Annotated in this window: 11 protein-coding genes; 8 read left to right on the top strand and 3 right to left on the bottom strand. The window is 66.2% G+C overall.

Annotated features, from left to right (window positions below):
- Positions 1-89 precede the first annotated feature (89 nt).
- The 4 genes from AC1MLZ_RS07915 (at position 90) to AC1MLZ_RS07900 (ending at position 3,199) form a co-directional block, all read left to right on the top strand.
- On the top strand, positions 90-1,295 hold the full coding sequence (locus tag AC1MLZ_RS07915) for a trans-sulfuration enzyme family protein (RefSeq protein ID WP_480961158.1): 1,206 nt from the start codon (positions 90-92) through the stop codon (positions 1,293-1,295).
- Positions 1,292-1,690, top strand: a complete 399-nt coding sequence (apaG, locus tag AC1MLZ_RS07910) for a Co2+/Mg2+ efflux protein ApaG (RefSeq protein WP_480961157.1) — start codon at positions 1,292-1,294, stop codon at positions 1,688-1,690. The genes AC1MLZ_RS07915 and apaG overlap by 4 nt, the downstream gene beginning before the upstream one ends.
- Positions 1,691-1,847: 157 nt before the next feature.
- Complete coding sequence (locus tag AC1MLZ_RS07905; RefSeq protein ID WP_480961156.1) at positions 1,848-2,630, top strand: LysR family transcriptional regulator; 783 nt, start codon at positions 1,848-1,850, stop codon at positions 2,628-2,630.
- A gap of 41 nt (positions 2,631-2,671) precedes the next feature.
- Positions 2,672-3,199, top strand: a complete 528-nt coding sequence (locus AC1MLZ_RS07900; RefSeq protein WP_480961155.1) for a GNAT family N-acetyltransferase — start codon at positions 2,672-2,674, stop codon at positions 3,197-3,199.
- Positions 3,200-3,360: 161 nt separating this feature from the next.
- On the opposite strand, the gene AC1MLZ_RS07895 is transcribed toward AC1MLZ_RS07900, so the two are convergent.
- Both AC1MLZ_RS07895 and AC1MLZ_RS07890 read right to left on the bottom strand, forming a co-directional pair.
- Positions 3,361-4,650, bottom strand: a complete 1,290-nt coding sequence (locus AC1MLZ_RS07895; protein WP_480961154.1) for a serine hydrolase — start codon at positions 4,648-4,650, stop codon at positions 3,361-3,363.
- Positions 4,632-5,486, bottom strand: a complete 855-nt coding sequence (locus AC1MLZ_RS07890) for an ABC transporter permease (RefSeq protein WP_480961153.1) — start codon at positions 5,484-5,486, stop codon at positions 4,632-4,634. The genes AC1MLZ_RS07895 and AC1MLZ_RS07890 overlap by 19 nt, the downstream gene beginning before the upstream one ends.
- A gap of 65 nt (positions 5,487-5,551) precedes the next feature.
- Between AC1MLZ_RS07890 and AC1MLZ_RS07885 the strand changes: the two genes are divergently transcribed.
- The gene (locus AC1MLZ_RS07885) at positions 5,552-6,313 is read left to right on the top strand and encodes a GcrA family cell cycle regulator (RefSeq protein ID WP_480961152.1); all 762 of its coding nucleotides are present in this window, start codon (positions 5,552-5,554) and stop codon (positions 6,311-6,313) included.
- A 703-nt stretch (positions 6,314-7,016) separates the two neighbouring features.
- On the opposite strand, the gene AC1MLZ_RS07880 is transcribed toward AC1MLZ_RS07885, so the two are convergent.
- Entirely contained in the window at positions 7,017-7,871 is an 855-nt protein-coding gene (locus AC1MLZ_RS07880) for an outer membrane protein (protein ID WP_480961151.1), read from the bottom strand.
- A 159-nt stretch (positions 7,872-8,030) separates the two neighbouring features.
- Between AC1MLZ_RS07880 and parE the strand changes: the two genes are divergently transcribed.
- The 3 genes from parE (at position 8,031) to AC1MLZ_RS07865 (ending at position 12,542) form a co-directional block, all read left to right on the top strand.
- Entirely contained in the window at positions 8,031-10,037 is a 2,007-nt protein-coding gene (gene parE / locus AC1MLZ_RS07875) for a DNA topoisomerase IV subunit B (protein WP_480961150.1), read from the top strand.
- 8 nt (positions 10,038-10,045) lie between these two features.
- Positions 10,046-11,239, top strand: a complete 1,194-nt coding sequence (locus AC1MLZ_RS07870) for a hypothetical protein (protein WP_480961149.1) — start codon at positions 10,046-10,048, stop codon at positions 11,237-11,239.
- 112 nt (positions 11,240-11,351) lie between these two features.
- Complete coding sequence (locus AC1MLZ_RS07865) at positions 11,352-12,542, top strand: acetylornithine transaminase (protein WP_480961148.1); 1,191 nt, start codon at positions 11,352-11,354, stop codon at positions 12,540-12,542.
- Positions 12,543-12,670 lie beyond the last annotated feature (128 nt).

The following is a 12,670-nucleotide window of genomic DNA, read 5'->3' as shown; positions in this document are numbered from 1 at the left end:
CCCTGGCGAGGGAGGATTGAGACACCCTTCATGCCCTCACACACCCGCAAGGCTTGTCATCGCCGCTCCCCCCCGGCAAAGCGGCGCGCATGAAGCGCAAGACCGGCCAGGATCGTTCGATCACCCAGAATTGGCGTCCCGCGACGCGCGCCATCCGCGGCGGCACCGCCCGCAGCGAATATGGCGAGACGTCGGAGGCGTTGTTCCTCACCTCGGGCTATTGCTACGACAAGGCGGGCGACGCCGCGGCGCGCTTTGCCGGCGAGCAGGAGGGGATGACCTATTCCCGCCTCCAGAACCCGACCGTGCAGATGCTCGAAGAGCGGATCGCGCTGCTGGAGGGCGCCGAGGCGTGCCGGACGATGGCAACCGGCATGGCGGCGATGACCGCGTCGCTTCTGTGCCAGCTCCAGACCGGGGATCACCTCGTCGGTGGCCGCGCGGCGTTCGGCTCGTGCCGCTGGCTCACCGATACGTTGCTGCCGAAGTTCGGTATCGCCACGACGATCGTCGATGCGCGCGATCCGCAGGCATTCCTCGACGCGGTTCGCCCCGAGACGAAGGTGTTCTTCTTCGAGACGCCCGCCAACCCGACGATGGACATCGCCGACCTGAAGGCGATCTGCGACATCGCGCGCGAACGCGGCATCACGACGGTGGTCGATAACGCCTTCGCGACGCCGGCCTTGCAGCGTCCGATGGAGTTCGGCGCGGATGTCACCGCGTACAGCGCGACCAAGATGATGGACGGGCAGGGCCGCGTGCTCGCCGGCGCCGTTTGTGGTACCGAGGACTTCATCACCAACACGCTGCTGCCCTTCACGCGCAACACCGGCCCGACGCTGTCGCCGTTCAATGCGTGGGTGGTGCTCAAGGGCCTCGAAACGCTCGACCTGCGGATCCGCCGCCAGTCCGAGAACGCGATGAAGGTCGGCCAATTCCTGGAGGGCCGCGTCCCCCGCGTGCTGCACCCGGGCCTGCCGAGCCATCCGCAATACGAACTGGCAAAGCGCCAGATGGACGCGTGCGGCCCGATCTTCGCGTTCGAGGTCGAGGGTCGCGAGCAGGCGCACGCGTTGCTCGACGCGCTCGAACTCGTTGATATCTCGAACAACATCGGCGATTCGCGCTCGCTGATGACGCATCCGGCCTCGACCACGCACGCCAGCGTCTCGCCCGACAAGCAGATCGAGATGGGCGTGACCGAGGGGCTGCTGCGCCTCAACGTCGGGCTCGAGGATGCGCAGGACGTGATCGACGATCTCGACCAGGCGCTGCGTCAGGCGGGCCTGTGAAGGCGCTGTTCCCCAACGCGGCGACGACCGATGGGGTGACGGTGCGCGTGTCGGTCAGCTACCTGCCCGAACAGTCCGAGCCCGAGCGCGGCCGCTGGTTCTGGGCGTATCACATCCGCCTCGAGAACGACGGCGACGAGAGCGTCCAGTTGCTCACCCGCCACTGGGTCATCACCGACGGCCGCGGCGCGCGCCACTCGGTCGAGGGCGAAGGCGTGGTCGGCGAACAACCGGTAATCGAACCAGGCGCGAGCTTCGATTACGTTTCGGGCTGCCCGCTCGCGACTCCGTCGGGTGCGATGCACGGCAATTACCGCATGGTCCGCGAGGATGGCGCGATCTTCGACGTCGAAATCCCCCGCTTCTCGCTGTTCGCGCCCGCGGTGCTGAATTGATGCGCGTCGCCAATACTAGTCCCGGATTCCCAAGAGCCCGTCACCCCAGCGAAAGCTGGGGTATCCCCGTTGGCAGTCGCCACGCCCGCCCCATGAATATCCCAGCTTCCGCTGGGATGACGGGCGAGGGTGGGACAATGAGCATAGGGCATGCCCAATGAAGCGCACGCATCTCCCGCTCAACGGCCTGCGCGTGCTCGACGCGGCGGCGCGGCATCTGTCGTTCACGCGTGCCGCCGACGAACTCGCGGTCACGCCGGCGGCGGTCGGCCAGCAGATCCGGGCGCTGGAGGATACGCTCGGCGTCGTGCTGTTCCGCCGCACCACGCGCGGGCTCGAACTGACGCCCGAGGCTGAGGCTGGCCTCGGCGCGCTCCGCGGCGGGTTCCTCCAGTTCGAGGAGGCCGTGCGCGCGATGCAGGCTGGGCAGTCGTCGAAATCCTTGACGATCGCGGCGCCGCGCGACCTGACCGAGAAGTGGCTGATGCCGCGGCTTGCGCAGATCGCCGAGGCGGATCCCGAACTGCGGTTCGTGCTGATCACCGCGGACGAGAATGTCGACTTCACCGAAGCCAATCTCGATCTCGCGATCCGCTGGGGCGATGGCCCGGGCGAGCATGAGGGCGAGGCGCTAGAATCCGAAGGCATGGTGACGATTTCCGCGCCCGGCGTCGACAGCGAGGCGGCGATCGCCTGGTGTGGCGAGGATGGCGTGGCGCTGGTCCGCGTCACCGATGCCGGACTCGCGATCGATGCGGCGGCGGCGGGGCTTGGCCGCGCGACCGTTCCCGAACTGCTCGCCCGCCGCGATCTGGCGCAGGCCCGCGTGCGGCTGATCGGCGAGTCGCAGCCATCGAAGGGCGGCTATTGGCTCGTCGCCCCGCTCCCGCAGTGGCGCCAGAAGAAAGTCCGCGCGCTCGTGGATGCCCTGACCGCGTGAGGCAATCCGGACGTAGACCGCGGCGCGCTGGCGTATCGCCGGTGTTGAAGACGCGACGGCTGCGGTTGCGTCCGCTCGTCGAGGGCGATGCGACTGCGTTGCACCCGATGCTCGCCGATGCGGAGTTGATGGCCTATTCCGCCGATGGTCCGCTCGGCACCGTCGATGATGTCCGCAGCTATCTCGCCGAGGAAGCCGCGCCCGGCAACCAGCGCACCTGGGCGATCACCCGCACCGGCGACGACCGCGCAATCGGCTGGGTCTCGGGCAGCGAGGCTGACGGGGCAGGGGTGACCGAGATCGGCTTCATCCTCGCACGGGAGGCATGGGGGCGAGGGATCGCGCGGGAGGCTGTGTCGGCGGTGATCGACCGGCTGTTCGCGGAAGGTCGGAGCCGGGTATTCGCGGATGCGGATACCGAGAACGCCGCGTCGATTCTGCTGCTGGAGCGCTTGGGGTTCCGTCGCGAGCGGCTGCTCCGCGACGAATGGGAAACACATTTGGGCCTGCGCGACAGCCTGATCTACGGGCTCTGCGCGGATAGCTGGCAGGCGGCCGGGCGGGCCTGAGCCTCATTCCATAAGCCGTTCTCCTGCGAACGCAGGAGCCCAGGATCACAAACGCTACCGTCAGTTACCCTGGACCCCCGCCTCCGCGGGGGAACGGCATGGTTTGGCGTTCGTCGGTACTCGATCAGCGTACAAGGGCCTTCTTGGAACGCCCGCTATGCCTACCGCGCCGCCAACAGCGCCAACGCCCGCCCCATCAGTCCCGCGAACCGAACCTCGTTCACCGCATCATCCGCCCGGTGCCAGTTCCCGGTCGCCGCATACCAACGCCCGTTCTTCGCCTGGACGAGGTAGTTCAAGCTCAGCACGCCAGGCTCACCGCCGCCCTTGAACCCGACATACCCAAACCGCTTGGCGATCGCCGGATCGACTCCCGCATTCACCCCCAGCACCGCCCGAGTCGTAGCATCCGCCCCGCGTAACCGATTGAGCAGCCCCGCCATCGCCGCCGGGCTCGCAAACCATTCGACGCTGTCGATCGCCACCGGCTTCCCCGCGAACACGGTCGGATCCAGCTTGGCCGTGGAGATCTTCACCGCATTGTCGACCAGCAGCGCGCGCCGCTCGTCTACCGAGCCAGCCGCCCAAGCCTTCGTCAGCGCGGGATCGCCCTTCAGCACAAACATCTCGCGCGTGGTCATCACCGGCACGCTGCCGCCCGCGGCCTCCGCCATCGCATCGACCTTCGCGCGCCCGAGCGTCGTCAGCAGCGTATCCGTTGCCGTGTTGTCGCTGATCGAGATCATCATCGTCGCCAGCGTCTGCACCGTTGCGGGCGACCCCGCCGGCCAGGTCTGCAACACGCCGGACGGCAGGGACGGCGCCCCGACCTTCACGACGTCCTCCCAATGCCGCTCGCCCGCCGCAACCTGACGCGCCAGTTCCGCCAGCACCCAAAGCTTGAACGCCGACCCGAGCGGTGCCGCGACATCCGCCCGGTATTCGAGGATGGGCACAGGCTTGCCCTCGTCGAGCGCATACAGCCCGAACCCGCTAGCCCCCGGCAGAGCCCAAAACTCCGCCTCGACCTTCGCCAGGCTATCGTCGCGCGCGCCCGTGCCGGTAATCAGCAACCCGGTCGCGGCATGCGGCGCCTCGGGGTCGATCACCAGCCGAACGCTCGCCGTCCCCCGCGCATATCCCACGACCAGATCTGCGCTCCACGCCGAGGTCGCCGCCAGCGACTCGATCTTCCGCGGCGCTCCCAGCGTCGCCTTCAGCTTTTCGACGATCGTCGCGAACTGCGCCTTCGGCACCTTCTCGCGGAAGCTCGCGGCGAAATATGTGTCATACGCGGCCCGCCCATCGAGGATCGCGACCAGCGCATCGGCCTTCGCCCGCAACGCCGGGTCCGCCACCGCGTCCTGCGCCACCGCACCGACCGGCAGCAAGGCCACCGCCAACGCCACCAGCCAGAGCGCGAGGCCTCGCATCAGTTCTTCAGCTTCCAACCGCTCTTCAGCAACCGGTAGCAGAGCGTCGCCAGCACGAGATCGATCACGAGGATCACGATCCCGCCGATCATCACCGGCGAGTCGGCGATCCCGAGGAACCCGTAACGAAAGCCCGAGATGATGTAGAAGAACGGGTTGGCATGGCTGAACGCGCGGAACGCCGGCGCCAGCTTGTCGACCGAATAGAACGTCCCCGACAACAGCGACAACGGCGCGATCACGAAATTGGTGACGGCGGCCGCATGATCGAACTTGTCCGCCCAGATCGACGTCAGCACGCCCAGCAGCGCGAGGAACGTCGCGCCCAGCAACCCGAACCAGATGATCGCGAGCGGCGCATGCGGCGTCACGTGCACGCCCGGATACAGCGCCATCGCCGCCCACACGACGATCCCGACGATCACCGCCCGCGTCACCGCGCCACCGACCAGCGCGGCCAGCAACTCGCCCGTCGACAAAGGCGGCTGGAGATAATCGACGATCGTGCCCTGCATCTTGCCGACCAGCAGCGAGAAGCTCGCATTGGCGAAGGCCGGCCCCATCATGCCCTGTGCGATGATCAGCCCCGGCGCGATGAAATCGGCGAAGGCGACGATCTGGCCATCGACCGGAACCGGGCTTTTCGCACCCGTCGCGATGGTGAATACGATCAGAAACAACAGCGTCGTTATCGCCGGCGCCCACACCGTCTGAAGCTGCACCTTGAAGAACCGGCGCACCTCCTTGATATAGAGGGTTCGCAATCCCTCCCAGTTCACGCTCTTTATGACGGGGACGCCGGGGGCGGATCGCACCGCCGAATGGATTTCACCGATTGGGGGCTGGCTGCTCATAGGGGTTGCGGGTAATCGCTGCCGCTGCCGCCCGCAACCCGGCTGAGCAAGACTGAGGAACGAACATGTCCTGGACCGACGAGCGCATCGAGACGCTCAAGACGATGTGGGAGGCCGGGCAGACCGCCAGCCAGATCGCCGAAGCACTGGGTGGCGTCAGCCGCAACGCCGTGATCGGCAAGGCGCACCGCCTCGAATTGCAGGCGCGCCCGTCGCCGGTGAAGCCGAACGATCCCGAGGCGAAGGCGGCGGCTGCGGCCGAAGCATCAGCGTCGGCGGCAGCAGCAGCGGCTCCCGAGCCGGTCGCTGCGCCGGAACCGGTCGAGGTCGAGGCCCCCAAGCCCGCACCGGTCGCACCGCCCGTCGTGGCAGCGGCCAAGCCCGCAGCACCGGTCGAGCCCGAGCCGGTCGCTGAAGAGCCCGAGGACGACGAGGATGAAGACGAGGACGAGGCTGCTCCGGCGGTCGTCGCGCCCGTGCGTGCGCCTCAGCCGATCCTGCGTTCTGTCGGCCCCGGCGGTTTTCTCCGTCAGGCGCCCGGTGAGCAGCAGCCGCCAAGCACGCCAGCCCCGCCGCGTCGCCTCGTGCCCGCCAAGCCGTCCGCCGAGATGGCGAACAAGACGAGCCTGCTCGAACTGAACGACCGCATCTGCAAATGGCCGCTCGGCCATCCCGGCGAGCCCGACTTCCACTTCTGCGGCAAGGCGGTGAACCCGGGCTTCCCGTATTGCGTCGATCACTGTGGCCACGCGTACCAGGCACAGTTGCCCCGTCGCGATCGCCGTCCGACTCCACCACTGCCGTTTGGTGGTCCGCGGCCTAGGTGAGGCGCAGGGCGGCCTGCGCCAAGCTGGCGCAGGACTCGCCAAGCCCGGCCGGCGCGGCTAGCCGCGGCCGACGGCATGGGCTTTGCCCATGGCTAGGGTGTTTTAAATCGGCCGCTTCCTCGGGTGAGGAAGCGGCCTTTTTCAAAACTGCTACCACCCCGGCGAAGGCCGGGGCCCAGTTGGAAAGGTCGCGGTTACCGAGTGCTCCGCCCGTTTAGCAGCGTTTCCCAACTGGGCCCCGGCCTCCGCCGGGGTGGACCACTTTTAGCTACAGAGTTGTGGGGCTCGCTGCTCCTTGTCCTCCCGCGAAGGCGGGAGCCCAGTCTGGGTCCCCGCCTTCGCGGGGAAACAGGGTTGTGAAACCAACGTGCTCAGCGCCGGAACGTGCTTTTGGTCGCGGTAGGGCGATAGTGTCGGCCACGCCTCCGCAACACGCCCGTCATCCTGACGAAAGTCAGGACCCAGGATATCGAAGGCGACGTATCCCGCTCTGGATCCTGACTTTCGTCAGGATGACGGGGTGAGCAGATCATTCATCGAGGCATCGAGCGCGCAAAAGAAGAAGGCCGCGTCCTCACCTGAGGTCGCGGCCTTCTTCATATCACGCTAGCCATGGGCAAAGCCCATGTCGTCGGCCGCGGCTAGCCGCGCCGGCCGGGCTTGGGCGAGTCCTGCGCCAGCTTGGCGTAGGCCGCTCTTCGCCTCAGAACCTAAACGCCACCGTGCCGCGCACACTGTGCCACCGGAAGTTATCATCCGACCGCTTGAACGCCGTCCCGGCCGTGTTCGGCGCCAGCACGAACGGGTTGTTCGCCGGCTGCGTACCGCGCGTCACGAGAACGCGCGCGTCGTCGTCCTGATACTGGTGGAACATGTATTCCATGCCGACCGAGATGTTCTTGCCGAGCTTCTGCTCGATGCCACCGCCGCCGGTGATGCCGAACTGGTTCTTCTTGCCGCTCTGCGCATAGGCGTTGGCCGTGTTGCTCGAATAGAAATCACGATTGATGCGGGCATAGCCTGGACCGAACGTGCCATAGAACAGCGTCGTGTTGACGGCATAACCCACACGGCCGCGGATCGAGGCTTCCCAGGCGAGGTCGCGCGTCATCGTGTAGAAGGCGGGCGTCGTCGAGAACGCGGTGACGCTATCGCGGATGTTCGACTTGCCGAACTCGCCGACGACGCCGATCACGATGTTGCCGCGCTGCTGGTCGATGCCGACGCGTGCGTAATACGCGGTATTGTCCTTGTCCTTGCGGCAACCACGGCCGCCGACGGCAGGCGCGGTGCTGCTGGTCGCTGCGCCGTTGCAGAAGCCCGGCGAGAACGCGTTGGCGCCAGCCGCGGTCGTTACGGCATCGCCGAACCGGCCATCAAGGTTGCGATCGAACAGGATCGACGATCCGGCGTCGTTCGGCTGCACGTCATACCCACCGGCTGCACCGAAATAGATGCCGCTGAACGGCGCATCGGCGGTAACTTCCTGCGCAGCGGCAGGTGCCGCGAACCCCAGCGTAGCGGCGCCAGCGAGCGCCACCATCATCGTCTTGCTCATATTCACTCCCGGAAACTTCATGACAGGTTTTTCATAAACGGCGCATCGCCCGAAATTTATCCCGGTACTGCAACAATCTACATCAATGTGGCTTTCCGGTAACACGGAGAACAAACAGAGCCTGTGGCTTTGTCGCAAGCCAGCGGCTACGTTCCTCCCATGGCTGAAGATCTGTTCGCGTCTCCGGGCGCGTCTGGCGGGAAAACCGCTGCGAATACCTATGATGCGTCCTCGATCGAGGTGCTCGAAGGCCTCGAACCCGTACGCCGCCGCCCCGGCATGTACGTCGGCGGCACCGACGAGCGCGCGCTGCATCACCTCGCCGCCGAAGTGCTCGACAACGCGATGGACGAGGCTGTCGCCGGCCACGCTACGCGGATCGAAGTCACGCTCGAGGCGAACAACCGCCTGACGATCGTGGACAATGGCCGCGGCATCCCGGTCGATCCGCACCCGAAATTCCCCGACAAATCCGCGCTGGAGGTGATCCTTTCGACGCTACACTCGGGCGGCAAGTTCGCCGGCAAGGCGTATGCGACGTCGGGCGGCCTGCACGGCGTCGGCATCAGCGTGGTCAACGCGCTGTCGTCCGACACCGTCGTCGAGGTCGCACGCGATCGGCAACTCTACCGCCAGCGCTTTTCGAAAGGTCTGACGCTCGGGCCGATCGAGCATCTCGGCCCAACGCCCAACCGCCGCGGCACCAGCGTCGCGTTCACGCCCGATACCGAGATCTTCGGGACCGAACTGAACTTCAAGCCGCAACGCCTCTACAAGCTCGTCCGCTCGAAGGCGTACCTCTTCGCGGGCGTCGAGATCCGCTGGCACTGCGCACCCGACCTGATCGGGGATGACACGCCCGCGCAGGCCGTGTTCCAGTTCCCCGGCGGTCTCGCGGACCATCTCCGCGACCAGATCGCCGGCCGCGAATGCGCGACGTCCGACTTCTTCTCCGGCTCGCAGGATTTTCCGAGCGCGAACGGCGAAACCCAGGGCCGAGTCGAATGGGCAGTCGCGTGGCCGCTGTGGAGCGACGGCTCGTACAGCTGGTATTGCAACACCATCCCGACCCCCGACGGCGGCACGCACGAGCAGGGCCTCCGCCAGGCGCTGGTCCGCGGCCTGCGCGCGTTCGGCGACCTCGTCGGCAACAAGAAAACGAAGGATATCAGCGCGGACGACGTAATGGTCGGCAGCGAATTGATGCTGTCGGTCTTCATCCGCGAACCGCAATTCCAGAGCCAGACCAAGGATCGCCTCACCAGCCCCGAAGCCGCCGGTCTCGTCGAAAAGGCGGTCCGCGATCATTTCGACCATTTCCTCAGTCACAACATGGAGCGCGGCAAGGCGCTGCTGAACTATGTGCTGGAGCGGATGGACGAACGCCTGCGCCGCAAGCAGGAGCGCGACGTCAAGCGCAAGACCGCCACCTCCGCGCGAAAGCTCCGCCTGCCAGGCAAGCTGACCGACTGCTCCGCCAACTCGCCCGAAGGCACCGAACTGTTCATCGTCGAAGGCGATTCGGCCGGCGGCTCGGCCAAGCAGGCGCGCGACCGGAAAACGCAGGCGATCCTCCCGATCCGCGGCAAGATCCTCAACGTCGCATCCGCCACCAGCGCCAAGATCTTCGCCAACCAGGAAATCGCCGACCTCACGCTCGCGCTAGGTTGCGGCACCCGGAAGGACTGCACCCCCGACACGCTCCGCTACGAACGCATCGTCATCATGACCGACGCCGACGTCGACGGCGCGCACATCGCCACGCTGCTGATGACGTTCTTCTTCCAGGAGATGCCCGAACTCGTCCGCCGCGGGCACCTCTACCTCGCACAGCCGCCGCTCTACCGCCTGACCGTCGGCACCAAGAGCATCTACGCGAGGGACGATGCGCATCGCGCCGAACTCGAACGGACCGTGTTCAAGGGCAAGAAGGTCGACGTCGGCCGCTTCAAGGGCCTCGGCGAGATGAACCCGAGTCAGCTCCGCGAAACCACGATGGACCCGGCCACCCGCGGCATGCTTCGCATCACCCTCCCCCAGGAATATGAGGAGCGCGCGCAGGTGAAGGACCTCGTCGACCGCCTAATGGGCAACAACCCGGCCCACCGTTTCGCCTTCATCCAGGAAAACGCCGGTCGGATGGACGAGGAAGCGATCGACGCGTGATAGTTCTGATGCTGTTTCTCGCGCAGGCCGCGCCCGCCAGTGCGCCGTCCGCAAAGGCAACGGTCCAGCCCGTAGCGTCGGATACGGGTGCGAACCGAGAGATTGTCGTCATAGGGCGTCCGCTGCCCGAAACGCGGTCCGCGCTCGAGGCGTGTCTCGCGAAACGATGTCCGCCGATGGACGATATGCGCGCGACGCTTGCACACGCCGACAATCAGTTCGTGAAAGGCGATATCGCGGGATCTCGCGAGACGTTGATGAAGTCTATCGGTCGCAATCGACGGTTCTCCAAGACTTACCCTATCGCGGTGGCGGGTCTGTTCCGCGCGAATGGCCGTATCGCCGCACATCTGGGCGAAGGGGAAAGTTACCGGATGTCCACGCTCGACGGCTATAGCGCGTTGAAGTCGGGGTTGCCGGACAGCGACCCGCACGTACTCTCGGGCAGTCTCGAGCTGGCGGACATGTTCGCCAGGCTCGGCCAGGCAGACACCGCGCTCAATCGCTATCGTTCGGTCGTGAAGTCTGCTCACGAAACCGGCAACCTGATCGTCGAAGGCTTTGCACGTTTCCGGATCGTCTTGCTGCTCGACGCGGAAGACCGCCAGACGGGGCTGTCCGGCACCGCTTTAAAGACCGCAATTCGCGATCTCGCAACAACTACGCAACCCGCGCTGCAGCCGTTCCGCGATGCCTTGCAGTCGGTCACGGCGCTGCGTGCGGCCCGCAAAGGCGATATGTCGGGCGTAGAGGGAGTCGTCGCGCGCTATAAGGCGCTCGGCTTGAAGACGCCCTTGCTGGTGTATGCACCGACGCTCGATATGATCGATGCGCCGGTAGGCACGTCCGCCAATCTTCGCAGCAGCGCGCGCGACGTAGATGGGCAATGGGTCGATCTAAGCTACTGGATCAAGCCCGACGGGACAGTCGGCGATATCGACGTCATCAGGGAAAGCCCGAAATTGCAACGCTGGTGGGTTGGCCCAGTCCAGAAGATGGTAGGTGGACGTCGCTATGCGCCACTCGCTCTCGGCTCGAACGACCCTGGCCTGTTGCGTGTCGAGCGATTTTCGCGAACCGCGTTCTGGGTAGCCGGATCGGATAGCAGAATGCCCGTTCGTGCCTCTCAGTCGAGGCTCGAGTCACTCGATCTCACCGAACCGGCTGCCACGCCGAAGACCGTCAGCCAACCCGCACCGTGATTGCTTCCAGAGCGCTCATTGCAAGCGGTGTTGCTCAGAGCGGCGCGGGCTCGTATCAGGCGGTTCGGGCGGCCGCTAAGGGTCGCCCTCGCTGTTTGAAGGAGCTGCCGTCGTGACCATCACCCCGCTCATGCCCGTCTACCCGCGGTGTGGCGTGCGTCCGGTCCGAGGCGAGGGCGCGTACCTCTTCGGTGAGGACGGCCAGCAATATCTCGATTTCGCCAGCGGCATCGCGGTCAACGCGCTCGGCCACGCGCACCCGCATCTGACCAAGGCGATCGCCGATCAGGCCGCGACGCTGATGCACGTGTCGAACCTGTACGGGTCGCCGCAGGGCGAGCATCTCGCGCAGCGCCTCGTCGACAACAGTTTCGCGGACACCGTGTTCTTTACCAATTCCGGCGCGGAAGCGGTCGAGTGTGCGATCAAGACCGCGCGGCGCTATCATTTCGCCAACGGCAACCCTCAGCGGCACACGCTGATCACGTTCGACACCGCGTTTCACGGGCGTACGCTGGGCGCGATCTCGGCGACCAACCAGGCGAAGATGCGCGACGGGTTCGAGCCGCTGTTGCCCGGGTTCGCCTATGCAAAGTTCAACGATCTCGAAGGCGCGCTCGCGCTGATCGACGACAACACCGCGGGCTTCCTCGTCGAGCCGATCCAGGGCGAGGGCGGTATCCGCCAGGCGAGCCATGAGTTCCTCACCGGCCTGCGCAAGGCGTGCGACGAGCACGGCTTGTTGCTGGTGCTCGACGAGGTCCAGTGCGGTTACGGGCGTACCGGCAAGTTCTTCGCGCACGAGCTGTACGGCATCACGCCGGACATCATGGCGGTCGCCAAGGGTATCGGCGGCGGCTTTCCGCTCGGCGCGTGCCTCGCGACCGAGGAAGCAGCCAAGGGCATGGTCGCCGGCACGCACGGCTCCACCTATGGCGGCAATCCCTTGGGAATGGCGGCGGGCGAGGCCGTGCTCGACGTAATGCTGGAGGACGGTTTTCTCGAGAACGTCTCGGCGATGGGCGACCGGTTGCGGCAGGGGCTCGAACAGATGATCCCGAACCACGATCACCTGTTCGACAGCGTCCGCGGTACTGGGCTGATGCTCGGGCTGAAGCTGAAGAGCGACAGCCGCGCGTTCGTGGCGTTTGCACGCGATCACCACAATCTGTTGCTTGTGTCGGCGGGCGAGAACGTCGTCCGAATTTTGCCGCCGCTGGTGATCGACGAGAGCCATATCGCCGAGTGCATCGAGAAGCTGTCGGCAGCGGCACGCGTGTACGTGCCCGCCGCCGACGATTGACTTAAATCCTCCCCGGTACGGGGAGGGGGACCATGCGAAGCATGGTGGAGGGGGCTTTCCCCGCAGCGCAGCGCCCGTGGAGGTCCCCCTCCACCACTCGCTGTGCGAGCGGTCCCCCTCCCCGTGCC

This window comes from Sphingomonas sp. PEI4 (assembly GCF_056679955.1).
The sequence above is the reverse complement of the archived record's forward strand: the minus strand, read 5'-3'. Positions and strand labels throughout refer to the sequence as shown.